Origin of the sequence: Pseudomonas sp. GV047 (genome assembly GCF_003058245.1) — a bacterium.
Taxonomy (GTDB): Bacteria; Pseudomonadota; Gammaproteobacteria; order Pseudomonadales; family Pseudomonadaceae; genus Aquipseudomonas; species Aquipseudomonas marginalis.
The window spans coordinates 425,821-449,713 of record NZ_QCWA01000002.1 but is presented as its reverse complement, the minus strand read 5'-3'; the positions used below and the strand labels follow the sequence as shown (position 1 = coordinate 449,713).

Below are 23,893 nucleotides of genomic sequence, written 5' to 3'. Positions count from 1 at the left end.
GACGCGCCTGCGGGCGCCCAGAGAGAAGAGGCACGACGATGAGTGCATTGGTTGGCGTGATCATGGGCTCCAAGTCCGATTGGTCCACCCTTAGCCACACCGCCGATATGCTGGAAAAACTCGGCATTCCGTATGAAGTGAAAGTGGTCTCTGCCCACCGCACCCCGGATTTGCTGTTCCAGTATGCCGATGAAGCAGAATCCCGTGGCATCGAGGTGATCATCGCCGGTGCCGGTGGCGCAGCTCACCTGCCGGGCATGTGTGCGGCCAAGACCCACCTGCCAGTGCTTGGCGTACCGGTGCAGTCGGCAATGCTCTCGGGCGTGGATTCGCTGTTGTCCATCGTGCAGATGCCGGCCGGTATCCCGGTGGCCACCCTGGCGATCGGCAAGGCCGGTGCCATCAACGCCGCCTTGCTGTCCGCCAGTATCCTGGGCGCCAAGCACCCGCAGTTCCACGCGGTGCTGAAGAAATTCCGTGCCGAGCAGACAGACAGCGTGCTGGACAATCCAGACCCACGTATCGCCTGAGGGTGTTGACGATGAAAATCGGTGTAATCGGTGGCGGCCAACTGGGCCGCATGCTGGCCCTGGCGGGTACCCCGCTGGGGATGAACTTCGCTTTCCTGGACCCGGCGCCGGACGCCTGTGCGGCAGCCTTGGGTGAACACCTGCGCGCTGACTACAGCGACCCGGACCACCTGCGCCAACTGGCCGACGAAGTCGATTTGGTGACGTTCGAGTTTGAAAGCGTACCGGCCGAAACCGTGGCCTTCCTGTCGCAGTTCGTACCGGTGTACCCGAGCGCCGAAGCCTTGCGTATTGCCCGTGACCGCTGGTTCGAGAAGAGCATGTTCAAGGACCTGGGCATTCCGACCCCAGCCTTCGCCGATATCCAGTCCCAGGCGGACCTGGACGCCGCCGTCGCCAGCATCGGCCTGCCGGCCGTGCTGAAAACCCGCACCCTGGGTTACGACGGCAAGGGCCAGAAAGTCCTGCGCACCGCTGCCGATGTGGTCGGCACCTTCGCCGAACTGGGCAGCGTGGCCTGCCTGCTGGAAGGCTTCGTGCCGTTCACCGGCGAAGTCTCGTTGATCGCCGTGCGTGCCCGGGATGGTGAGACCCGCTTCTACCCGTTGGTGCACAACACCCACGACAGCGGCATCCTCAAGCTGTCCGTGGCCAGCACCGATCACCCGTTGCAGGCCCTGGCCGAAGACTATTCCAGCCGCGTGCTCAAGCAGCTGGATTACGTCGGTGTGATGGCGTTCGAGTTCTTTGAAGTCGACGGCGGCCTCAAGGCCAACGAAATCGCCCCGCGTGTGCATAACTCCGGGCACTGGACCACCGAAGGCGCCGAGTGCAGCCAGTTCGAAAACCACCTGCGCGCTGTCGCGGGCTTGCCATTGGGCTCCACGGCCAAGGTCGGTGAGAGCGCGATGCTCAACTTTATCGGCGTGGTACCGCCGGTGGAGCGCGTGATCGCCATCGAAGACTGCCATCTGCATCACTACGGCAAGGCCTTCAAGGCCGGGCGCAAGGTCGGCCACGCCAACCTGCGCTGCAAGGACCGCGCAACGCTGCAAGCGCAGATCCTCAAGGTCGAAGCGCTGATCGCCGAGCAATAACCCGGGGGTCGGCGGGAACCATTTGGTTATCGCCGTCCTCTGATTGCAGGATGCCAAAGCCTGTCTAGGCTTTGGCATAGCTCACTTCATTCAGAGGGAAATGCCATGGGTATCATCGGAACCATCTTTATCGGCTTGATCGTCGGCCTGTTGGCGCGTTTCCTCAAGCCCGGCGACGACAGCATGGGCTGGATCATGACCATCCTGCTGGGTATCGCCGGTTCCCTGGCCGCGACCTACGGTGGCCAGGCGCTGGGCATCTACCAGGCGGGTCAAGGCGCAGGCTTTATCGGCGCACTGGTCGGCGCAATCATCCTGCTGGTGATCTACGGCCTGATCAAAAAGAAGTAATCAGCCGACAAAGTCCTCTGCGCTGCGCAGGCGCAGAGGGCTAGAATGCTCGCCACTTGTACTTGCCGAGCCTCTCCATGCGCCGTCTCCTGTTGACTCTTCTTCTGCTGGGCTCTGGCCTGGCCCACGCCGGCGAACTGCCGGAAACCGACTGGCTCGACCTGATGCCGCTGTCGGACCAGAAGGCCCTCGAGGCCATGCCCGAGATCGATCACAACTCCCCCGAAGCCCAAGGTACGTTCACCGACAAAGGTGGCCTGAAGCAGAGCAAAGGCTTGCCGGCGGTGATGTATTCGACCAAGACCGTGGCCGCCATGAACGGCAAGAACATCCGGATCGGCGGCTACCCGGTGCCGTTGGAAACCGACGCCAAAGGCCGCAGCACGCTGTTCTTCCTGGTGCCATACCCGGGCGCCTGCATCCACGTGCCGCCACCGCCGCCTAACCAGTTGGTGCTGGTGCGTTATCCCAAGGGTTTGAAGCTGGATGATATCTACACGCCGCTGTGGGTGACCGGCACGTTGAAGGTGGAGACGGTGAACAACGATTTGGCCGACGCCGCCTATGCGCTGGATGCGGGCAAGGTGCGGGTCGTAAAGGAATCCGATCTATAAGCTTCCGCTGAACCCAATGTGGGAGGGGGCTTGCCCCCGATAGCAGGGTGCCAGTCACTGTCTTTGGTGACTGATTCACCGCTATCGGGGGCAAGCCCCCTCCCACATTTGGAACTCCATCTACCGGGTAACACCGGTGATGCTCACACCCAGCGTGTGGCTTTCACCCGGCGCCAGCGTCACCACATCATCCAGCACATTCGCCGTCTCGATGCACAGCATGCCCTGCCAGCCATCATCGGCCATGTCGTCGAAGGCCTTGGCGCGTTCGGTCCAGGGGTTCCAGATCACGGTGGATTTCGAGCCTTGGCTGGTGAGCTGGATGCGACGCTGCCAGTCCTGATCGACGATGCTCAGCGACGGGGGCGTATCGAGGTAGATGCGGTCGGTCTCGGCAGTGAAGTGCAGCAGGCCGGACTGGGTTTTCTCGCTCCAGCCATCGGCGGTATCGATGTACGCCGAGCCGTCCAGGCCTTCGACCTGCACGTTGCGTACGTCGCTCACGGCGAAGTAGGTATGCAGCGCCTGGCTGAGCGTGACAGTGCCGTCGCCACGGTTGTGGCTGGTCAGGCGGATGTGCAGTTGGTCGTCCAGCAACAGGCTCAGTTTCAGCTCCACCTGATGTGGCCAGCCGGGGAAGCCGCCTGCAGGAACCGGTAGTTCAAGGTCCACTCGCAGCGCTTCACCTTCAAGGGAGGTCCCGGCCAATACCCAGGTCGTGGTACGCACGAAACCGTGAGCGCCCGCAGGCTGATCACTTTGGCGCATCGCCTTTACGCTGGACGGGTTGCGGTCGAACACCCCAAACCAGGGCCAGCACACCGGGACGCCGGTACGAATGCCCTTGCCCTTCTTGAACACCGCCTCAGGATTTGGCCAGATCAGCGGCTGCTCGCCTTCGCGGCCGTAACTGAAGATATGCGCGCCCTGCTGGGCAATCATCAGCTCGGCGCCGTTATGGCGGATGCGCCAGCAGTCCAGCTCGTCGATTTTTACGGTCTCAACGTGGGGCGTAGGCATAACAGGCACTCTCAATGGCAGGCAATGGGGCAATTGACCGTCAAAACCCCGCGAGGTTTAACGCGCGCGCGATGGCACCGAGCGTGTGCGGCCGCTGCCATCGATAGCGACAAATACAAACACCGCCTCGGTGACCTTGCGCCATTCGCTGGACAGCGGGTCGTCGCTCCACACTTCGACCATCATCTGGATCGAGCTGCGGCCGATTTCCAGGGCCTGGGTATAGAAGGACAATTGCGCGCCCACTGCCACCGGCACCAGGAACGCCATGCGGTCAATGGCCACGGTGGCCACACGCCCGCCTGCGACCTTGCTGGCCATGGCGGTACCGGCGAGGTCCATCTGCGCGACCAGCCAGCCGCCGAAGATATCGCCAAAACCGTTGGTTTCACGCGGGAGCGCGGTGATTTGCAGGGCGAGATCGCCTTGCGGGATAGGATCTTCTTGTTCGAGTTCGATCATGCCGGGGGGCCTCTGACCCGTGACGCTTTTATAGGTGGAGCAAGGTGGATAGCCGACTGTTAGAAAAACGTTTCAGCACAAACATACTCCGTTCGATACGTTTCTCGTAAGGCGTACTAAAGGGAAACTCTGCCAAATCGGCTGGATGGCACCCAACGACGTTTTGGCGCAGCAGCCCCTCAAGCCTGGGGTTCTTGCGCTTGCAAGGGCCGAGTATATCGAGACCCTGGCGCCACGACGACCTCCCGGCGCTCATTTGGTCGGTAAATAGCCGCTGTATCGCGGCTTTTGCGCGCAACTGTTCTCCTGGCGCTGTGCTTTTACAAGCGATTTGCTATCTTGCCAGACCGCCGCCGGTCCCGGGCGTGTCGTCCTTATCAAGCTGACTACTATAAGAGAAGCCTTGCCATGTCCTCCGTGCCTGCAAGCAGTGCGCAACCGTCGCGCCCGCTGACCCGCAACGACTACAAAACCCTGTCGCTGTCTGCCTTGGGCGGGGCGCTGGAGTTTTATGACTTCATCATTTTCGTGTTTTTCGCCACCGTGGTCGGAAAACTGTTCTTCCCTGTCGATATGCCCGAATGGCTGCGCATGATGCAGACCTTCGGCATCTTCGCCGCCGGTTACCTGGCACGCCCGCTGGGCGGCATCATCATGGCGCACTTCGGTGACCTGCTGGGCCGCAAGAAAATGTTCACCCTGAGCATCTTCATGATGGCCGTGCCGACCCTGATCATGGGCCTGCTGCCAACCTACGCGCAGATCGGCCTGTGGGCACCGGTCCTGTTGCTGTTGATGCGCATCATCCAGGGCGCAGCGATTGGCGGTGAAGTTCCCGGCGCCTGGGTGTTCGTCTCCGAACACGTACCGCCGCGCCATATCGGCTACGCCTGCGGCACCCTGACCAGCGGCCTGACCGCCGGGATCCTGCTGGGCTCGCTGGTCGCTACCGCGATCAACACTATTTACAGCCCTGAGCAGGTCTCGGATTACGCCTGGCGCATTCCGTTCCTGCTCGGTGGCGTGTTCGGCCTGCTGTCGGTGTACCTGCGCCGCTGGTTGCATGAAACGCCGATCTTCGCCGAGATGCAGCAACGCAAGACCCTGGCCGCCGAGCTGCCATTGCGTGCCGTATTACGTGACCACCGCGGTGCCATCGTGTTGTCGATGCTGCTGACCTGGCTGCTGTCGGCCGGCGTCGTGGTGGTCATCCTGATGACCCCGACCGTGCTGCAGACCATCTACCACTTCAGCCCGACTGTTGCGCTGCAGGCCAATAGCCTGGCCATCGTGACTTTGAGCCTTGGCTGCATTGCCTCCGGCGCCCTGGCTGACCGTTTTGGTGCCGGGCGTGTACTGGTAAGCGGTTGCGCCTTGCTGCTGGCGACCTCCTGGACGCTGTACCACAGCCTCATGACCCACCCGGACTGGCTGTTCCCGCTGTACGCCTTGACCGGCCTGTTCGTCGGCACCATTGGCGTGGTGCCTTACGTGATGGTGAAAGCCTTCCCGCCCGTGGTGCGCTTCAGTGGCCTGTCGTTTTCCTACAACGTGGCCTACGCCGTATTCGGCGGGCTGACGCCCCTGGCGGTGTCGCTGCTGATGAAGGAAAGCCCGATGGGGCCGGCCTACTACGTGGCTGTCCTGTGCGTGATGGGGATGGTGGTGGGTGGGTATCTGTGGAAGCGCGGGCGGTAACCCCGTTTAGCGCTTTTACCGGTAACCATGTGGCGAGGGAGCTTGCTCCCTCGCCACATGCCTTGCGTTTTATAACAATTACAGCTTGTTTCCAAGAAGTCGCTTAGTCGCTCTAACCTCCTCGTACGTCCCGACCTTCTCTCCTTTTGTTGTGTGATCTCCAATGCTGGCCTTTCATCCAATTGTCATATTTCAGACATAGAGTGTTCACACGGCCTCTCGATACTTGGCCCCGATCCAACTATCCCTATCTGCTAGGAGCAAGGCATGAAACTGAAACGTTTGATGGCGGCAATGACTTTTGTCGCTGCTGGCGTTGCGACCGCCAACGCGGTGGCTGCAGGTGTTGATCCGGCAATCCCGGCTTACGTCAAGACCACTGGTGTGTCGGGCAACTTGTCCAGCGTCGGTTCCGATACCCTGGCCAACCTGATGACCCTGTGGGCCGAGGGTTACAAAAAGGAATACCCGAACGTCAACATCCAGATTCAAGCTGCCGGCTCCGCCACCGCGCCACCTGCGCTGACTGAAGGCACCTCCAACCTGGGCCCGATGAGCCGCAAGATGAAGGACACCGAACTGGCGGCCTTTGAGCAGAAGTACGGCTACAAGCCAACCGCTATCCCGGTTGCCGTGGATGCCTTGGCCGTGTTCGTGCACAAGGACAACCCGATCCAGCACCTGACCATGGAACAAGTCGACGCGATCTTCTCCTCGACTCGCCTGTGCGGTGGCAAAGCCGATGTGAAAACCTGGGGTGACCTGGGTGTGACCGGCGACCTGGCCAACAAGCCAGTGCAACTGTTCGGCCGTAACTCGGTATCCGGCACCTACGGCTACTTCAAGGAAGAAGCCCTGTGCAAAGGCGACTACAAGCCTAACGTGAACGAACAACCCGGCTCGGCTTCCGTCGTGCAGTCGATCAGCTCCTCGCTGAACGGCATCGGTTATTCGGGCATCGGCTACAAGACCGCCAGTGTGAAGACCGTGGCCCTGGCCAAGAAAGGCAGCACTGACTTCATCGAAGACAGCGAAGAAAACGCCCTGAACGGCAAATACCCGCTGTCGCGTTTCCTCTACGTTTACGTCAACAAAGCCCCGAACAAGCCTCTGGCCCCGCTGGAAGCCGAGTTCGTGAAACTGGTTCTGTCCAAACAGGGCCAGGAAGTGGTCGTCAAGGACGGCTACATCCCACTGCCAGCCAAGGTTGCCGCCAAGGCCCTGGCTGACCTGGGTCTGAAAGAAGGCAACTGATTGCCTCTGCGGGGCCGGGATACCGGCCCCGCATCCGAATTTTCTAGTCCGCTGCCAGCCCTGCTTCGCGGCGGATTTGTTGCGTCACTGCACTGTCATCTTTCTGTCATACAGGATCGCTAGGGTGTGCGCATGAATGATCTGGCCAATTCCACCATGACGACAACTTCTCCCCCCAAGCGCATTGATTTCAATACGCCTGAGCTGCAACGCAAGCGCCGTATTCGCGCGCTCAAGGATCGCCTGACCCGTTGGTACGTGCTGGTGGGCGGCCTCGCCGTTCTGGGTGCGATCACCCTGATCTTCTTTTTCCTCGCCTACGTGGTCGCGCCACTGTTCCAAGGCGCCTCGCTGACCAAGGAAGACGCACTGACGCCCGCCTGGATGCAGGACGCCGGCAAGCCGTTGTTGATCTCCCTGGAAGAGCAGAACCAGGTCGCCATGCGGGTTTCCGATAAGGGCCAGGCGCTGTTCTTTGACGTCACGAGCGGTGCCGAACTCAAGCGTGTCGACCTGCCGCTTGCGCCCGGCGTGAGCGTGGCTTCCATCGGTGAAGACCAGCCGGGCAGCCCGCTGGTGATCCTCGGTTTGTCCAATGGCCAGTCCCTGGTGTTCCGTCACACCTATAAGGTGTCGTACCCGGACGGCAAGAAAACCATCACGCCTGCGATTGAATACCCCTACGGTGAAACGCCGATCGTGCTCGACGATGCCGGCCGCCCGTTGGAGCATGTTGCCCTCAACGCCACCGATACGTCGCTGGTGGTGGCAGGCTCGGCCGGTTCGCACTTGAACGTGCTGACCCTGAGCCGCGAAGAAAACATGATGACCGGTGAAGTCACCAGCGAGCAGAAGCGTGTCGAGCTGCCGCAAATGACCGAGCCGGTGAAGGCGATCTTCATCGATCCACGCCAGCAATGGCTGTACGTGATCAACGGACGTGCCCTGGCGGATGTGTTCAGCCTGCGCGACAGGAGCCTCAACGGTCGCTACAAATTACTGGAAGATGGCACTGCCGAAGTCACCGCCAGCACCCAGTTGGTGGGCGGCATCTCGCTGATCGTCGGTAACTCCAAAGGCGGCCTGGCCCAGTGGTTCATGGCCCGCGACCCGGATGGCGAGCAGCGCTTCAAGCAGATCCGTACCTTCCAGATGGGCACTGCGCCCATCGTTGAAATCACTGCTGAAGAGCGGCGCAAAGGCTTCACCGCCCTCGACGCCTCCGGCAAATTCGGCGTGTTCCACAGTACCGCCCACCGCACCCTGCTGGTGGATCCGGTGGTCGACGGCCAGGGCGTGTTTGGTATGTCGCCGCGCGCCAACCGGGTGATCGTCGAAGCCGGCGGCAAGCTGCAGCCGCTGCTGCTGGACAACCCGCACCCGGAAGTGTCCTGGAGCGCGTTGTGGAGCAAGGTCTGGTACGAAAACTACGACGAACCTAAGTACGTCTGGCAATCGACCGCCGCCAACACCGACTTCGAACCCAAGATGAGCCTGGCGCCATTGACCTTCGGTACCCTGAAGGCGGCGTTCTACGCCATGCTGCTGGCGGCGCCACTGGCTGTTGCCGCGGCGATCTACACCGCTTACTTCATGGCCCCGAGCCTGCGCCGCAAGGTCAAGCCGGTGATCGAACTGATGGAAGCCATGCCGACGGTGATCCTCGGCTTCTTCGCCGGCCTGTTCCTGGCGCCGTATGTCGAAGGGCATCTGCCGGGGATCTTCAGCCTGCTGATGCTGTTGCCGATTGGCATCCTGGTGGCCGGGTTTGTCTTCAGCCGCCTGCCTGAATCCATTCGCCTGCGGGTTCCCGATGGTTGGGAAAGCGCGATCCTGATCCCGGTGATCCTGTTCGTGGGCTGGCTCTCGCTGTACATGAGCCCGTACCTGGAAACCTGGTTCTTCGGCGGCGACATGCGCATGTGGATCTCCCACGACCTGGGCATTACCTACGACCAGCGCAACGCCCTGGTGGTCGGCCTGGCCATGGGCTTTGCGGTGATCCCGAACATCTACTCCATCGCCGAAGACGCCGTGTTCAGCGTACCGCGTGGCCTGACCCTGGGTTCCCTGGCCCTGGGCGCCACACCGTGGCAGACCATGACCCGCGTGGTGATCCTGACCGCCAGCCCGGGCATCTTCTCGGCGCTGATGATCGGCATGGGGCGCGCCGTGGGCGAGACCATGATCGTGCTGATGGCCACCGGCAACACGCCGGTGATGGAGATGAACCTGTTCGAAGGCCTGCGCACCCTGGCGGCCAACGTCGCGGTGGAAATGCCCGAGTCGGAAGTCGGCGGCAGTCACTACCGCGTGCTGTTCCTCTCGGCGCTGGTGCTGCTGCTGTTCACCTTCATCATGAACACCCTCGCCGAGCTGATTCGTCAGCGTCTGCGCAAGAAATACTCGTCGCTTTAAGAAAGGTAGAAGTCTGTGAAACAGAACTCCCTGAATGGATGGTTCAAGAGCGGCGCTCCGGGCGTCTGGATCAGCGGTGGCGCGGTGTCCATCGCGGTCATCATGACCATTGGTTTGCTGGCCGTGATTGCCGTGCGGGGCCTGGGCCACTTCTGGCCGGCCGACCTGATCCAGGCCAACTACAACGTGCCGGGCCAGGAAAACCATATCGTCATCGGCGAAGTGGTGCAGAAAGAAGAAGTGCCGCGCGAGCGCCTGAAAAGCGCGGGCCTGCCGGTGCCCGATGCGGGCCCTGAATTCATGACCCGCGAGCTGATCAAGGTCGGCAACCGCGACCTGAACGGCAACGACTTCACCTGGATCGTCGGCGAATGGTTGAAGGACCAGAGCACGCCGAAGAACCTGATGACCATCGAACGTCGTGAGTGGGGCAACTTCTACGGCACCCTGGTCAACGTCAAGCAGGATGGCAAGGTCATCGCTGAAGGCGAGGCCGCGTGGCCGGAGCTGCAAGCCCGCGTGGACCGCGTGAACAAGCTGGCGGCCCAGCTCAAGACCCTGGAGAAGTCCGACATCGGCGCGATCAACGCCGGCCTCGAGCGCATCCGCCTGCATGGCCGCAAACTGGAACTGGAAGGCAAGCTCGACGCGGCCGCCCAGGCCGACATGGAGGCCGACCGCGCCGAGCTGAACGCGCGTTACCAGGACATCGAAGCGCGCCTGGCCGACCTGCACGCCCAGTTCAACCGTGACGCCTTGACCGCTCGCGATGGCAACGGCAAGGAAATTGAAATCGGCATCGGCAAGGTGGTGCACGCCTACCAGCCGAACGCCATGGGGACCGTGACCAAGATCGGTTTCTACGTCAGCAAGGTGTGGGAATTCCTCAGTGATGACCCGCGGGAAGCCAACACCGAAGGCGGGATCTTCCCGGCGATCTTCGGCACCGTGATGATGACCCTGATCATGGCGATGATCGTGACCCCGTTCGGCGTGCTGGCGGCGGTGTACCTGCGTGAATACGCCAAGCAGAACACCCTGACGCGCATCATCCGCATCGCCGTGAACAACCTGGCGGGTGTACCGGCCATCGTCTACGGCGTGTTCGGCCTGGGTTTCTTCGTGTATGTATTGGGTGGCTCGGTCGACCGTCTGTTCTTCGCCGAAGCGCTGCCGGCACCGACCTTCGGTACACCGGGCCTGCTCTGGGCCTCGCTGACCCTGGCGCTGCTGGCGGTACCGGTGGTGATCGTGGCCACCGAAGAAGGCCTGGCGCGGATTCCGCGTACGGTGCGTGAAGGCTCCCTGGCGCTGGGCGCGACCAAGGCGGAAACGCTGTGGAAGATCGTGCTGCCGATGGCCAGCCCGGCGATGATGACCGGCATGATCCTCGCCGTGGCCCGCGCCGCCGGTGAAGTGGCGCCGCTGATGCTGGTCGGCGTGGTGAAACTCGCCCCGTCGCTGCCGCTGGACGGCAACTACCCGTACCTGCACCTGGACCAGAAGATCATGCACCTGGGGTTCCATATTTATGACGTCGGTTTCCAGAGCCCTAACGTCGAGGCCGCACGGCCGCTGGTATACGCCACCGCCTTGCTGCTGGTGCTGGTGATCGCCACGCTCAACCTGTCGGCAGTGTGGATTCGTAACCACCTGCGTGAGAAGTACAAGGCGCTGGACAGCTGATCTGAATTGAACGCGGACTTATTTGTGGGAGGGGGCTTGCTCCCGATTGCGGTGTGCCAGCCAGCACACATGTTCCTGATGCACCGCTATCGGGGGCAAGCCCCCTCCCACACAACAGCACAGGGAGCATCCCATGCAACACGACACCCATTCCCACGGCATCAACATGTCTGCCCTGGGTCGCGACAAACAGAGCCTGAGCCTGGCCCAGGAAACCGTGGCCATCGAAGTACCGGGCCTGAGCCTGTATTACGGTGACAAGCAGGCGCTGTTCGACGTCAGCATGAACATCCCCAAGCAGCGCGTGACCGCCTTTATCGGCCCGTCGGGCTGCGGCAAGTCCACGCTGCTGCGTACCTTCAACCGCATGAACGACCTGGTGGACGGTTGCCGCGTGGACGGGGCCATCAACCTCTACGGCACCAACATCTACCGCAAGGGCGAAGACGTGGCCGAACTGCGTCGCCGTGTGGGCATGGTGTTCCAGAAGCCTAACCCGTTCCCCAAGACCATCTACGAAAACGTGGTCTACGGCCTGCGCATCCAGGGCATCAACAAGAAACGCATCCTCGACGAAGCGGTTGAGTGGGCCCTTAAAGGCGCGGCGCTGTGGGACGAGGTCAAGGACCGCCTGCATGAGTCGGCACTCGGCCTGTCCGGCGGCCAGCAGCAGCGTCTGGTGATCGCGCGCACCATCGCCGTGGAGCCGGAAGTGCTGCTGCTCGACGAACCGTGCTCGGCACTCGACCCGATCTCGACGCTGAAAGTCGAAGAACTGATCTACGAGCTCAAGTCCAAGTTCACCATCGTTATCGTGACCCACAACATGCAACAGGCGGCGCGGGTTTCCGACTACACCGCGTTCATGTACATGGGCAAGCTGGTGGAGTTCGGCGATACCGACACCCTGTTCACCAATCCGGCGAAGAAGCAGACCGAAGACTACATCACCGGTCGCTACGGCTAGGAAGCTGTGGTTCTGATTGCACTGACGCTGCGGTTCTCCGCACCTTACCGGACGCTCCAAGGACGCCAACATGATTAGCAAAGAAGGCCTTACCCACCATATCTCCGCGCAGTTCAACGCCGAGCTCGAGGAAGTGCGCAGCCACCTCCTGGCGATGGGCGGGCTGGTGGAGAAGCAAGTCAACGATGCCGTGACCGCGCTGATCGAGGCCGACTCGGGCCTGGCCCAGCAAGTGCGCGAGATCGACGACCAGATCAACCAGATGGAACGCAACATCGACGAAGAATGCCTGCGCATCCTCGCCCGTCGCCAGCCGGCAGCCTCCGACCTGCGCCTGATCATCAGCATTTCCAAGTCGGTGATCGACCTCGAGCGGATCGGCGACGAAGCCACCAAGATCGCCCGCCGCGCCATCCAGCTGTGCGAAGAGGGTGAAGCGCCGCGCGGTTATGTCGAAGTGCGTCATATCGGCGACCAGGTGCGCAACATGGTGCGGGATGCCCTGGATGCCTTTGCGCGCTTTGACGCCGAGCTGGCATTGTCGGTAGCGCAGTACGACAAGGTCATCGACCGTGAATACAAGACCGCCCTGCGTGAGCTGGCCACCTACATGATGGAAGACCCGCGCTCTATCTCGCGGGTCTTGAGCATCATCTGGGTGTTGCGCTCCCTGGAGCGGATCGGTGATCACGCGCGCAATATCTCGGAACTGGTGATCTACCTGGTGCGCGGTACCGACGTACGGCACATGGGCCTCAAGCGCATGAAGGCCGAAGTTGAGGGTTCCGCCGATCAAATCCCTAATGTTCCGGGCGAACCTGACGATAAGTAAGGTTGCCCGAGAAATTAACGCCCGGCCTCTGGTCGGGCGTTTTCGTTTGTGGCGCCTGAATTTTTTGCGAATCGGGTAAAAGAAAGTCCGAACGTGACTACAGAGTTTTGGCAAAATGCCATTAGTCAGGCGTTTTGCGTGCCGAAGTTTTTATAGGATGAAGGGTCGATGAGTAAAGTCAGTGTATTGGTGGTGGATGACGCCTCGTTTATCCGCGACCTGGTGAAGAAGTGCCTGCGCAACTACTTCCCCGGGATCAAGCTTGAAGATGCGGTAAACGGCAAGAAGGCCCAGACCATCCTGATGCGCGAGAGCTTCGACCTGGTGCTGTGCGACTGGGAAATGCCGGAGATGTCCGGCCTGGAGTTGTTGACCTGGTGCCGCGAGCAACCGCACCTCAAGGCCATGCCGTTTGTGATGGTGACCAGCCGTGGCGACAAAGAGAACGTGGTCCAGGCGATCCAGGCCGGGGTTTCCGGTTACGTCAGCAAACCGTTCACCAACGAGCAACTGCTGAACAAGGTCAAGCAAGCCCTGCACAAGGTCGGTCGCCTCGACGCCCTGGTCGCCAGCGCGCCGACCAAGATGAACTCGGCCTTCGGCAATGATTCCCTGAGCGCCCTGACCGGTGGCAAGCCCGAAGCCGTACGTGCAGCCCCCGTTGCGGCGGCTGCCTCTGCGCCAAGCAAAGGCCTGCTTAACAACGCCCCGCCGGTCCAAGCGCCAGGCGCTGCACCCACTGGCGGCCGTGGCCAGGGCCAGTTGCGCCTGTCCAGCGGCACCCAGCAATGCGTGATCAAGGCACTGAGCATCAAGGAAGCGCTGCTGGTGGTGCGTCGCGGTGAAGTCCTGCCTCAGGTACTGGAAAGTGCCGTGCTCGACCTGGAACAGGGCGACAACGCCGAGGTGGCGCGTCTGAACGGCTACCTGCACGCCATCGTCGCCTTCGAACCCAAGCCGGACAGTGACTGGCTGCAACTGACCTTCCGCTTTATCGACCAGGATGCGCAGAAGCTTGACTACATCTCTCGCCTGATTGCGCGCGGTACGGCGCAGAAGCATTTTGTGCCGGGGGCCTGACCTTCAGTCCGAAGGGGCGTGCCCCGGGATTGTCATGATCCCTTGCTAGCTTGCTGTTCATTCACTCCGGCAGGTTCGCGCCATGCTCCTTCGCCTTTTGCTGTCCTGCATATTGGCCTTGGTCGCCAATTCGACCCAGGCCATGACCCTGTACAAATCCACCGATGCCAACGGCATGGTGTTTTTCAGCGATCGGCAAACCCCCGGCGCCCAGGCGTTCGTGATCCAGGAACGTAGGGTCGAGCGCGTACAGCCGCCGGTACTCTACAGGCCAAAACCCGTTTACCCGCGACAAGCCTACCGCTACCCCTTGCCCTGGCGTGGCGGCCCGTTCCGCTTGACCCAAGGCCCCAACGGCAGCTTCAGCCACACCGACGCCAAAAGCCGCTACGCCATGGACATCGCCATGCCCGAAGGCACGCCGATCATCGCGGCACGCAGCGGTGTGGTGGTGAAAATCGAGAATAGCCAGATCGGACGCGGCAACGATGCGTCAGGCAATTTCGTGCGCGTGCAGCACGATGACGGCACCCAGGGTGTGTACCTGCACCTCAAGCAAGGCTCGGTGAGTGTCAGGCCGGGGCAGCGTGTGGCGGTGGGCAGCGCGCTGGGGTTGTCGGGCAATACCGGCAACAGCAGCGGGCCGCACCTGCACTTTGTGGTGCAACAGAGTACCGCGGCCGGGCTGGTGTCGATTCCTTACGAATTCAACCAGCCGGTCGGGACATTGCCCAATTTTGCATTGGGCAATTGAGGGTCAATCCAGCAGCAGGACCTTGGCCAGCACGATCTTCGGCCCTTTCATCTTCTTGATGATGATCCGCAAGCCTTCAACCTCCAGCACTTCTTCCTCTTCCGGCACCCGTTTGAGGGTGTCGTAGATCAGCCCTGCGAGGGTTTCGGCCTCGATGTGGTCCAGGTCGACGCCCAGCAGGCGTTCCACCTTGAACAGCGGCGTATCGCCCCGTACCAGCAGTTTGCCAGGCTGGTAGGCGAGGATGCCGCGCTCGGCCTTGCGGTGTTCGTCCTGGATATCGCCCACCAGCACTTCCAGCACGTCTTCCATGGTCAGGTAGCCGATGATCTTGCCGTCGGCTTCTTCCACCAGGGCAAAGTGCGCGCCGCCTTTGCGGAACTGCTCCAGCAACTGCGACAACGGCATGTGCCGCGACACACGTTCCAGCGGGCGGGTCAGCTCGGCCAGGTTGAACGATTCGGGGATGTGGTCCAGGGCCGCCAGTTCCAGCAGCAGGTCCTTGATGTGCAAAAGCCCGACAAACTCGTTGCGCACCGCGTCATACACCGGATAGCGGCTGAATTTATGGCGACGGAACAGCGCGAGGATTTCCTTGAGCGGGGCGTTGAAGTCCAGGGTCACCAGGTCTTCACGGGAGTTGGCCCAGTCCACCACTTCCAGCTCGCCCATTTCCACGGCCGAGGCCAGTACACGCATGCCTTGGTCGCTCGGGTCCTGGCCACGGCTGGAGTGCAGGATCAACTTGAGCTCTTCGCGGCTGTAATGGTGTTCGTGGTGCGGGCCGGGTTCGCCTTGGCCGGCGATGCGCAGGATCGCGTTGGCGCTGGCGTTGAGCAGGTAGATCGCCGGGTACATGGCCCAGTAGAACAGGTACAGCGGCACCGCCGTCCACAGCGACAGCAACTCGGGCTTGCGAATGGCCCAGGACTTGGGCGCCAGTTCACCGACCACGATGTGCAGGTAGGAAATCACGAAGAACGCGGCAAAGAACGACACGCCCTTGATCACTTCCGGCGATTCGACACCTAGGGCGCCCAGCAGCGGTTCGAGGATGTGCGCGAACGCCGGCTCACCGACCCAGCCCAGGCCCAGGGAGGCCAGGGTGATACCCAGCTGGCAGGCCGACAGGTAGGCGTCGAGCTGGCTGTGCACGGTACGCAGGATCTGCCCGCGCCAGCCGTTGGTGTGGGCGATGGCCTCGACCCGGGTCGAGCGCAGCTTGACCATGGCAAATTCCGCCGCAACGAAAAAACCGTTGAGCAGTACCAGGATCAGAGCAAAAAGAATCATGCCGAAATCGGCGAAGAGTGTGGCGAGGGTGATACCAGGGGAAGGGTCCATGATTGGGTTTTGCAGGTTCCGTGTGTTCAATAAGGGGTGACAGAAGGGCCTGAAAGGCAGGCGCAAGTCGGCCAATGTAGCGGCTGACGGGGCGCTTGCCTAGTGGGTGCCGCCGGGTGGGGTGTGGAATGCCTTATTCGAAACAGCACAATTCCAATTGTGGGAGGGGGCTTGCTCCCGATAGCAGTGTGTCAGTCAGCATATCTGATACTGATGCACCGCCATCGGGAGCAAGCCCCCTCCCACATTTGGTTTTGTGCTGTGTTTGAGTTATTCGTCATTTCCGACGAGCCGCGAACGGGTCATCTGCCCTGGCGGAAAGTGGCAGGTGAACGTACTGCCATGCCCCAGCACACTGCTGATTTCCAGGCGCGCGCGGTGGCGCAGCAGCACATGCTTGACGATGGCCAGGCCCAGCCCGGTGCCGCCGGTGTTGGAGTTGCGGCTGGAATCGACGCGGTAGAAACGCTCGGTCAGGCGCGGCAGATGCTTGGCGTCGATGCCGATGCCGGAGTCCTGCACGCTCAGGTGTGCGCCTTGCTCGTCGGCCCACCAGCGAATGCGGATAGTGCCCTTGTCCTGGGTGTACTTCACCGCGTTGAACACCAGGTTGGAGAACGCGCTGCGCAATTCGCCCTCGCTGCCTTTGAGCAACACCTGCGGGTCGGCATCCAGGCTGATCTGCTGCCCACGCTCGCCCGACAGGGCCTTGGCGTCATTCTTGATGGTCTGCAACAGGCTCTGGACGGCCACCGGTTGGTTGTCCGACGGATAATCCGTGGCCTCGAGCTTGGCCAGCAACAGCAAGTCGTTGAGCAGGGTCTGCATGCGTGAACCCTGCTGCTGCATTTGCTGCAGGGCACGGCTCCAGCGCGGGTTGATCTCCTCGACGTTGTCCAGCAGCGTCTCCAGGTAGCCGCAGATCACCGTCAACGGCGTGCGCAGTTCGTGGGAGACGTTGGCAACGAAGTCTTTGCGCATCTGCTCCAGCTGATGGATGCGGGTTACGTCGCGCACCAGCATCAGGTGTTCGTTGTTGCCGTAGCGGGTCAGGTACAGCTGGATGCGCACGCGGTCGTTGGTGGGCGAGGGGATTTCCAGGGCTTCTTCGTAGTTGTCCTGCTCGAAGTATTCCTTGAAGCGCGGGTGACGCACCAGGTTGGTTACCGGCTGGCCGCTGTCCTGGGGCGTCTTGAGGCCCAGCAGGGTCTCGGCGGCGCGGTTCCACCATTCCAGGTTGCCGTCGCTGTCGAGCATGATCACCGCGTCCTTGAGCGCAGCGGTGGACTCTTGCACCCGGTCGATCACGGCTTGCAGGCGCCCGCGTACCCGTTGGTCGCGGCGTTGCAGGTGGTAGATGCTGTCGAACACCTCACCCCACAGGCCGTAGCCATCGGGCGGTGCTTCGTCGGGTTTGTGCTGGCGCAGCCATTCATGCAGGCGCAGCAATTGCTTGAGGGTCCAGCCCAGGTACAGGCCGATACCGATGGCCAGGCTCCAGCCGTAATAGCCGCTGACCAGGCCCACCAACAGGCAGGCGGTGATCAACAGGAGCATGTGGCGGATCAGGGTGCCATGCCAGTTCTGGTTCACTTAAACATGCGTCCTTGTCAGCTGTTAAGGAAGGAAAGTGACTGGCTCAGCCCTTGGTGGAGAACCGGTAGCCGGTGCCGCGCACGGTTTGTACCAGATTCTCGTAGGCATCGCCCAAGGCTTTGCGCAGGCGACGGATATGCACGTCGACGGTGCGTTCCTCGACATACACGTTGCCGCCCCACACCTGGTCCAGCAACTGGCCACGGGTATAGGCACGCTCCTGGTGGGTCATGAAGAACTGCAGCAGGCGGTATTCAGTCGGGCCCATCTCGGCCGGCTTGCCGTCGATGGTCACGCGGTGGCTGATCGGGTCCAGCAGCAGGCCACCGACTTCGATAGGCGCTTCGCCATCGGTCGGGCCGGCACGGCGCAGCACGGCTTTCAGACGCGCTACCAGTTCCCGTGGGGAAAACGGCTTGGTGATGTAGTCATCGGCGCCGACTTCCAGGCCCTGGATCTTGTTGTCCTCTTCGCCCTTGGCAGTGAGCATGATGATCGGGATATCCCCGGTCAGCTCATCGCGCTTGAGGCGGCGGGCCAGTTCGATGCCGGAGGTGCCGGGCAGCATCCAGTCCAGCAGGATCAGGTCCGGCTTGCGGTCGACGATAATGGCATGGGCCTGCTGGGAGTTCTCCGCCTCCAGGCAGTCATAGCCGGCCATTTCCAACGCAACGGCGATCATCTCGCGGATGGGCGCTTCGTCGTCAACAATCAGAATGCTCCTGCCAACCATGCCTAAAATCCTCTTGTCATTTAACTGTCTTGCGCCGCATTAGATAACGGAATTATTGCAGTCGTGTGACAGTAATTTAGTCGCTCGGGCAATTCGGGGCACTCTGGACTACGCTTTGGGTCCGAATCCTGACAACCACAAAAGGAAGGTTCCGATGACTCACAGTACTTTTTCCTGGAAGGCCCTGCTGGTCACGGCGGCGTTGACGCTGCCGACACTGGCATTCGCGGCGGAGCCGGCGATGACCCAGAACGGTCTGTTAGTGGATCACAGTGGGAAGACCCTTTACACCTTCGACAAGGACGCCGATGGCAAGTCAGTGTGCAAGGACCAGTGCGCGACCAACTGGCCGCCGCTGAAAGCAGAGTCTACCGACAAATCAATGGGCGATTGGACCGTGATCACCCGTGATGACCAGACCAGTCAATGGGCTTACAAAGGCAAACCTGTCTACACCTACAAGGATGACCACAAGGCCGGCGACAAGAGCGGTGATGGCAAGGGTGGGGCATGGCATGTGATCAAGCCCTGATTTCGCGGCGCTGCTGAAACCATCGGGGGCAAGCCCCCTCCCACATTTGAATGTGTTCACACCTCAAAAGGTGGGAGGGGGCTTGCCCCCGATGAGGCCCGACCAGGCACTGCAAAAACCTCAGCGAAACGCGTAATCCGCCACAATCCCGACAAAAATCGCCAACCCGGCCCAGTGGTTGTGCAAAAACGCCTTGAAGCATTTCATCCGGTCCCGGTCGCGGGTGTACCAGAACTCCCAGGCAAAGCAGCCTGCCGCCGCCAGCAGCCCCAGGTGGAACCACCCCCCCAGCTCAAACCGTGCGCCGGCCAGCAACAGGCACAGCAGCGCCAGGCCTTGCAGGGTCAGGATGATCACACGGTCGGCATCGCCGAACAGAATGGCGGTGGACTTGACACCGATCTTCAAGTCGTCGTCGCGGTCGGTCATCGCGTAATAGGTGTCGTAGGCCACTGTCCACAACAGGTTGGCTATATAGAGCAGCCAGGCGGTAGCGGGCAGGTGGCCGGTTTCGGCGGTGAACGCCATCGGCATGCCCCAGGAAAACGCCGCGCCCAACACCACCTGGGGGTAATAGGTGTAGCGCTTCATGAACGGGTAGCTGACCGCCAGTGCCAGGCCGCCCAGCGATAACCAGATGGTGGTGGCGTTGGTCAGCAGCACCAGCAGGAAGCTGATCAGCATCAGTACCGCAAAGAACACCAAGGCCTCTTTCGAACTGATCCTGCCGCTGGCCAGCGGGCGTTGCGCGGTGCGTTTCACGTGGCCATCGACCTTGCGGTCCGCCCAGTCATTGATGACACAACCGGCAGCGCGAGTCAGCGTCACGCCCAGCACAAAAATCACGATGTTGGCCAGGGACGGCGAGCCCTTGCCGGCGATCCACAGCGCCCACAGCGTCGGCCACAGCAGCAGGTAGATGCCGATAGGCTTGTCCATGCGGGTCAACTGAATGAAATCCCAGGCCCTGGGGTGCAGGCGGTTCAAGGATTTGAGCAGACGTTGATACATCAGCAGTTCTCCGGATGGTCATGCAGCGCGTGCCAGAAAACCGGCAGGAAGACTTCCGCCACCAGCACGCTCAGCGGCCCGCGATCGAAGCGTGAGCGGCGCGCCCACAGCCCGTCGGCCTGGTCCGTGGTGGGCAACCATTGGCGGGGGTAATGGCACACCTCGATGGCCTGGCGGGTGAACGCGCGGTCGCAAAACAGCAATTCGCCGAGGGAGCGGCTGCCCAATTCGTCCATCTGCAAGCCGTCGTCCTGCAACGCACTGCGCGCCGCCACACTGCGGGCGAACACCCAGGGTTGGCCATGCCCGCGCAGATACACCTCGCGCACCCAACCGATACTGGCCGGTGGCATGTGCAGCGCCGCGCATTCATCATCGCGCAGCGGCTGCCAGCCTTCGAACAGCGGCGTCACGCTGAAGCCATCGTGGGACAGCCACGTCAGCCGGCGGGTCAGCGAGCCTTCGTCGAACAGCCAGTTCAGGGTCAAGGGCGCGGGCGCAGGGCTCAGGAGGCTCTGGGTCAACCATTGGCAAGCATCGGGAAGGGCGATTGAGTGCGGCACGGTGCGTCAGTATTGGCGGCAAAAGAGGCGGCGAGCTTACCATGGCGTCCTGATCTTTTGCCGGGCCGTCCCGGCGCCTTGCGTCGATCAAGCTTGCATCTGTCGGCCCCGATCAGTACAAAACGCCCTGAGCCGCGCGGCAACGCTGGATCCATCGACCGCCGGCCAACCTGCCTGGACCCTGAGGAAGCAAGTAAATGAAGAAGTGGCAATGTGTAGTCTGCGGCCTGATCTATGACGAAAAAGACGGCTGGCCGGATGATGGTATCGCTCCGGGTACCCTGTGGCAGGACGTACCGGAAGACTGGCTGTGCCCGGACTGCGGCGTCGGCAAAATGGATTTCGAAATGATCGAAATCGGCTAATTTTCAGTTTCAGAGACGTACTACAAGGAGAACGGAATGAACACACCTGTCGTGATCATCGGCACAGGATTGGCCGGTTACAACGTGGCCCGGGAGTTTCGCAAGCTCGACAGCGAGACCCCATTGCTGCTGATCACCGCGGATGACGGGCGCTCCTACTCCAAGCCCATGCTCTCCACCGGCTTTGGCAAGAACAAGGAAGCCGATGGCCTGAGCATGGCGGAACCCGGCGCCATGGCCGAGCAACTCAAGGCCGAAGTGCGCACTCACACCCGTGTCAGCGGCATCGACCCCGGCCACAAGCGCCTGTGGATCGGTGAAGAAGCGGTGGCCTATCGTGATCTGGTCCTGGCCTGGGGCGCAGAAACCGTGCGTGTCCCCGTCGAAGGTGATGCGGCTGAGCTGGTTTTCCCGATCAACGACCTCGAAGATTACGCCCGCTTTCGCGCCGCCGCGGCCGGCAAGCGCCGCGTGCTGCTGCTCGGCGCCGGCCTGATCGGCTGTGAATTTGCCAACGACCTGATCCTCGGCGGTTATGAAATCGACCTGGTGGCGCCGTGCGAGCAAGTGATGCCGACCCTGCTGCACCCGGCGGCGGCCGCAGCGGTACAGGCCGGCCTGGAAGGGCTGGGGGCGCGTTTCCACCTGGGCCCGGTGCTCAACCGCCTGCAACGCAGCGCTGACGGCCTGGAAGCGCATCTGTCGGACGGTGAAGTGGTGCACTGCGACCTGGTGGTCTCGGCCATCGGCCTGCGCCCGCGTGTCGACCTGGCCGCCGCCGCCGGTCTGCAGACCAATCGTGGGATCATGGTGGACCGCCACCTCAAGACCTCCCACGCCAATATCTACGCCCTGGGCGACTGTGCCGAGGTCGATGGCCTCAACCTGCTGTACGTCATGCCGCTGATGAGCTGCGCCCGTGCCCTGGCCCAGACCCTGGCCGGCAACGCCACAGCTGTCAGCTATGGCCCGATGCCGGTCACCGTGAAAACCCCGGTCTGCCCGCTGGTGGTTTCGCCACCGCCACGGGGCACCGAAGGGGTGTGGAGCGTCGAAGGCCAGGGTGCCGACATCAAGGCCCTGTGCCGCGACGCCAGCGGCCGCCTGCTGGGTTACGCGCTGACCGGCAGCGCCGTGATGGAAAAACTCGCCCTCAACAAAGAACTTCCGCCGTTGCTGGCGTAAATACCGGTCGTTCTGTCGGAATAAGCACGTTTTTCCCCCGAGAAAGGTCGCCGCGAGACTGGCGGAGCGTGCGAGGGCATGCCATCCTCACTCCCGTCTGCCGCAGAGTAGAGCCTGCGGCGCTTTGGGCGCTGCTCCACAGACGAGCAGCACGGACATAACAACAAAAAACCGTCAAAGAGGCTTCACATATGCGTAAACCAGAACTCGCAGCCGCCATCGCTGAAAAAGCGGATCTCACCAAAGAACAGGCCAACCGCGTCCTCAACGCCGTTCTCGAAGAAATCACCGGCGCCCTGCACCGCAAGGACAGCGTCACCCTGGTGGGCTTCGGCACCTTCCTGCAACGCCACCGTGGCGCCCGCACCGGCAAAAACCCGCAAACCGGTGAGCCTGTGAAGATCAAGGCGAGCAACACCGTTGCGTTCAAGCCGGGCAAGTCGCTTAAAGACACCGTTAACGCGTAAGCAGTGCCGTCTCGACAGGGGGCGGGGTGGTAGGAAAATGGGCACGCCGACTGGGTCGGGTGCCCTTTTTTTGTGGCCGCTTATTAAGTGCTTTAACGAATGCCTTCGACGAGTTCCTGGTCTTTCTCGCCACCCCACGGATCGTCCAGCAGGTACTTGGCAGCGACTTTGGTGTCAGTTGGGACCAAGGTGATCTTGTAGAAAATCTCGTCGCCTTCGCAGACCTCGAAGTACAACGCATAGTCGCGCTTCTCCAGATCCAGCGTAACGTTGAATTTTTCGGACGCCGAGGCTACTTCCACCTGCTTGGGGTCTGTGACATGAAACGGCACGACGATGCAGCGCTGGGCGGTTTCATCAGGGTGTCTTTTATAGTCCTTTATAGTTACGCAGTTCTTTAAATGCTTTGTCGAGGACACTCATGTTCTTTTCCTGTGGGGAAAATTTATCGCCACAGGGTCATTTTTTGCTGTTCATCACGGGGTCGGCAAGATTTTCAGTGCCGTCATTCATGCGCTGCAAGAGCTTAATCGCGCGTGGAAAACCTTGTTCGGCTGAGCGCTCCAGCCACTTCCTGGCTTGTTCAATGTCCTGATCTACTATCCATCCATCGATGTACATTTTCGCCAAGTCAAATTGGCCATGAGCGTCGCCGGAGTCGGCTCGTGGGAAGTGAAATTCCACGGTTTGGGTGATTACATCAATGTCCCAATAGTCGCGCTTGTTTGCTTGGAAGAGCCTGACCGTTTGATCATCTACCCACTCAACAGCCCCTATCAGTGACTCAAAAAGGCCCAAAGCAATACCGATTCGCGCAGCGGTAAAAAATCTCTCAGGTGTGTCTTTGGCGCCCTGTACCAAAACACCGATATTAATGTACCGATCCGTGCGCCAGGCAGCAGTCGCGGACAGTGTATTGGATGGGTTTTTTTGGGGCCGCCCTGCAGTGCCTGAAAATTGATACTCACGCTTGATGATCTCGGCGTGCAACTTATGTATCGGATCGGTATCCCAGCCCTTAAGCACCGCCAATGATAAAAGCGCTTCATGAATATCTTCGATTAACGACTGGCGAATTGCGCTCTCTGAAGCATTCGCAGGTAACTCATTCAGGTGTTTGAATGGGTGGGAATAGGTGCAAACATTCGCGAGTGTCTGCTCCGCCTCAACAGACGTTGGCTGAAGAATTATTTTGGCAACTCCGCCAGTGGGTATCTTGCACTTAGTTGCAAGGAGATAAATATAGAGTACGGCTGCCTCGCGGATGCTGTGGGGCTGCAGACGCTCGGAAGGAGAGGCAATCTCAAGTGTTGATAAATATTTGCTCATCAGAA

Annotated in this window: 25 protein-coding genes; 16 read left to right on the top strand and 9 right to left on the bottom strand. The window is 61.2% G+C overall.

Features of this window, described 5'->3' with window-relative positions:
- Positions 1-38: 38 nt before the first annotated feature.
- From purE to C8K58_RS07320, 4 genes are all read left to right on the top strand, one after another.
- Complete coding sequence (gene purE / locus C8K58_RS07335) at positions 39-530, top strand: 5-(carboxyamino)imidazole ribonucleotide mutase (protein ID WP_003176980.1); 492 nt, start codon at positions 39-41, stop codon at positions 528-530.
- An 11-nt stretch (positions 531-541) separates the two neighbouring features.
- On the top strand, positions 542-1,627 hold the full coding sequence (locus tag C8K58_RS07330; RefSeq protein ID WP_027608240.1) for a 5-(carboxyamino)imidazole ribonucleotide synthase: 1,086 nt from the start codon (positions 542-544) through the stop codon (positions 1,625-1,627).
- Positions 1,628-1,732: 105 nt separating this feature from the next.
- A complete protein-coding gene (locus C8K58_RS07325) occupies positions 1,733-1,978 on the top strand; it encodes a GlsB/YeaQ/YmgE family stress response membrane protein (RefSeq protein WP_016978642.1) in 246 nt (81 codons plus the stop codon).
- A gap of 77 nt (positions 1,979-2,055) precedes the next feature.
- Entirely contained in the window at positions 2,056-2,592 is a 537-nt protein-coding gene (locus C8K58_RS07320; protein ID WP_065937956.1) for a DUF3299 domain-containing protein, read from the top strand.
- A gap of 120 nt (positions 2,593-2,712) precedes the next feature.
- On the opposite strand, the gene C8K58_RS07315 is transcribed toward C8K58_RS07320, so the two are convergent.
- Together C8K58_RS07315 and C8K58_RS07310 are read right to left on the bottom strand one after the other, a co-directional pair.
- Positions 2,713-3,612, bottom strand: coding sequence for a D-hexose-6-phosphate mutarotase (locus tag C8K58_RS07315; RefSeq protein ID WP_098480700.1), 900 nt, complete (start codon positions 3,610-3,612; stop codon positions 2,713-2,715).
- Positions 3,613-3,669: 57 nt separating this feature from the next.
- Positions 3,670-4,074 (bottom strand): acyl-CoA thioesterase, encoded by a 405-nt coding sequence (locus tag C8K58_RS07310; RefSeq protein WP_003176975.1) that lies wholly within the window; start codon positions 4,072-4,074, stop codon positions 3,670-3,672.
- Between the two features lie 408 nt (positions 4,075-4,482).
- Between C8K58_RS07310 and C8K58_RS07300 the strand changes: the two genes are divergently transcribed.
- From C8K58_RS07300 to C8K58_RS07265, 8 genes are all read left to right on the top strand, one after another.
- The gene (locus C8K58_RS07300; protein WP_027608244.1) at positions 4,483-5,772 is read left to right on the top strand and encodes an MFS transporter; all 1,290 of its coding nucleotides are present in this window, start codon (positions 4,483-4,485) and stop codon (positions 5,770-5,772) included.
- Positions 5,773-6,039: 267 nt separating this feature from the next.
- Complete coding sequence (locus C8K58_RS07295) at positions 6,040-7,026, top strand: phosphate ABC transporter substrate-binding protein PstS (protein ID WP_016978637.1); 987 nt, start codon at positions 6,040-6,042, stop codon at positions 7,024-7,026.
- A gap of 384 nt (positions 7,027-7,410) precedes the next feature.
- Entirely contained in the window at positions 7,411-9,444 is a 2,034-nt protein-coding gene (locus C8K58_RS07290) for an ABC transporter permease subunit (protein WP_174556989.1), read from the top strand.
- Positions 9,445-9,459: 15 nt separating this feature from the next.
- The gene (pstA, locus tag C8K58_RS07285) at positions 9,460-11,130 is read left to right on the top strand and encodes a phosphate ABC transporter permease PstA (protein ID WP_027608246.1); all 1,671 of its coding nucleotides are present in this window, start codon (positions 9,460-9,462) and stop codon (positions 11,128-11,130) included.
- Between the two features lie 133 nt (positions 11,131-11,263).
- Complete coding sequence (pstB, locus tag C8K58_RS07280; RefSeq protein WP_027608247.1) at positions 11,264-12,097, top strand: phosphate ABC transporter ATP-binding protein PstB; 834 nt, start codon at positions 11,264-11,266, stop codon at positions 12,095-12,097.
- A 70-nt stretch (positions 12,098-12,167) separates the two neighbouring features.
- Complete coding sequence (gene phoU, locus C8K58_RS07275; protein WP_027608248.1) at positions 12,168-12,929, top strand: phosphate signaling complex protein PhoU; 762 nt, start codon at positions 12,168-12,170, stop codon at positions 12,927-12,929.
- A gap of 168 nt (positions 12,930-13,097) precedes the next feature.
- Positions 13,098-14,009 carry a response regulator gene (locus C8K58_RS07270; RefSeq protein WP_027608249.1) on the top strand — a complete coding sequence of 304 codons (912 nt, stop codon included), beginning with the start codon at positions 13,098-13,100 and terminating at the stop codon, positions 14,007-14,009.
- 82 nt (positions 14,010-14,091) lie between these two features.
- The gene (locus C8K58_RS07265; protein ID WP_108573468.1) at positions 14,092-14,763 is read left to right on the top strand and encodes a peptidoglycan DD-metalloendopeptidase family protein; all 672 of its coding nucleotides are present in this window, start codon (positions 14,092-14,094) and stop codon (positions 14,761-14,763) included.
- Between the two features lie 3 nt (positions 14,764-14,766).
- On the opposite strand, the gene C8K58_RS07260 is transcribed toward C8K58_RS07265, so the two are convergent.
- From C8K58_RS07260 to phoB, 3 genes are all read right to left on the bottom strand, one after another.
- Entirely contained in the window at positions 14,767-16,107 is a 1,341-nt protein-coding gene (locus C8K58_RS07260) for a hemolysin family protein (RefSeq protein WP_098480703.1), read from the bottom strand.
- 270 nt (positions 16,108-16,377) lie between these two features.
- Entirely contained in the window at positions 16,378-17,664 is a 1,287-nt protein-coding gene (gene phoR, locus C8K58_RS07255; protein WP_222935532.1) for a phosphate regulon sensor histidine kinase PhoR, read from the bottom strand.
- An 82-nt stretch (positions 17,665-17,746) separates the two neighbouring features.
- Positions 17,747-18,436, bottom strand: a complete 690-nt coding sequence (gene phoB / locus C8K58_RS07250; RefSeq protein ID WP_003176964.1) for a phosphate regulon transcriptional regulator PhoB — start codon at positions 18,434-18,436, stop codon at positions 17,747-17,749.
- Positions 18,437-18,590: 154 nt separating this feature from the next.
- Between phoB and C8K58_RS07245 the strand changes: the two genes are divergently transcribed.
- On the top strand, positions 18,591-18,968 hold the full coding sequence (locus tag C8K58_RS07245; protein WP_027608253.1) for a hypothetical protein: 378 nt from the start codon (positions 18,591-18,593) through the stop codon (positions 18,966-18,968).
- Between the two features lie 120 nt (positions 18,969-19,088).
- Here the strand turns inward: C8K58_RS07245 and ubiA are convergent, their stop codons facing one another.
- Positions 19,089-19,979: a 4-hydroxybenzoate octaprenyltransferase gene (gene ubiA / locus C8K58_RS07240; protein WP_108573466.1), complete on the bottom strand. Its 891-nt coding sequence runs from the start codon at positions 19,977-19,979 to the stop codon at positions 19,089-19,091.
- The gene (locus C8K58_RS07235; RefSeq protein WP_098480705.1) at positions 19,979-20,542 is read right to left on the bottom strand and encodes a chorismate lyase; all 564 of its coding nucleotides are present in this window, start codon (positions 20,540-20,542) and stop codon (positions 19,979-19,981) included. Before C8K58_RS07235 ends, ubiA begins: the two co-directional genes overlap by 1 nt.
- Before the next feature lie 197 nt (positions 20,543-20,739).
- Between C8K58_RS07235 and C8K58_RS07230 the strand changes: the two genes are divergently transcribed.
- The 3 genes from C8K58_RS07230 (at position 20,740) to C8K58_RS07220 (ending at position 22,559) form a co-directional block, all read left to right on the top strand.
- Positions 20,740-20,907 (top strand): rubredoxin, encoded by a 168-nt coding sequence (locus C8K58_RS07230; protein ID WP_003213373.1) that lies wholly within the window; start codon positions 20,740-20,742, stop codon positions 20,905-20,907.
- Between the two features lie 36 nt (positions 20,908-20,943).
- Positions 20,944-22,092: an NAD(P)/FAD-dependent oxidoreductase gene (locus tag C8K58_RS07225; protein WP_027608256.1), complete on the top strand. Its 1,149-nt coding sequence runs from the start codon at positions 20,944-20,946 to the stop codon at positions 22,090-22,092.
- Between the two features lie 191 nt (positions 22,093-22,283).
- Positions 22,284-22,559, top strand: a complete 276-nt coding sequence (locus C8K58_RS07220; RefSeq protein WP_003176958.1) for an HU family DNA-binding protein — start codon at positions 22,284-22,286, stop codon at positions 22,557-22,559.
- A gap of 92 nt (positions 22,560-22,651) precedes the next feature.
- Here C8K58_RS07220 and comJ read toward each other — a convergent pair whose 3' ends face one another.
- Together comJ and C8K58_RS07210 are read right to left on the bottom strand one after the other, a co-directional pair.
- Positions 22,652-22,978, bottom strand: coding sequence for a competence protein ComJ (comJ, locus tag C8K58_RS07215; RefSeq protein ID WP_108573464.1), 327 nt, complete (start codon positions 22,976-22,978; stop codon positions 22,652-22,654).
- 40 nt (positions 22,979-23,018) lie between these two features.
- A complete protein-coding gene (locus C8K58_RS07210) occupies positions 23,019-23,888 on the bottom strand; it encodes a tetratricopeptide repeat protein (protein WP_098480706.1) in 870 nt (289 codons plus the stop codon).
- Positions 23,889-23,893: the final 5 nt, after the last annotated feature.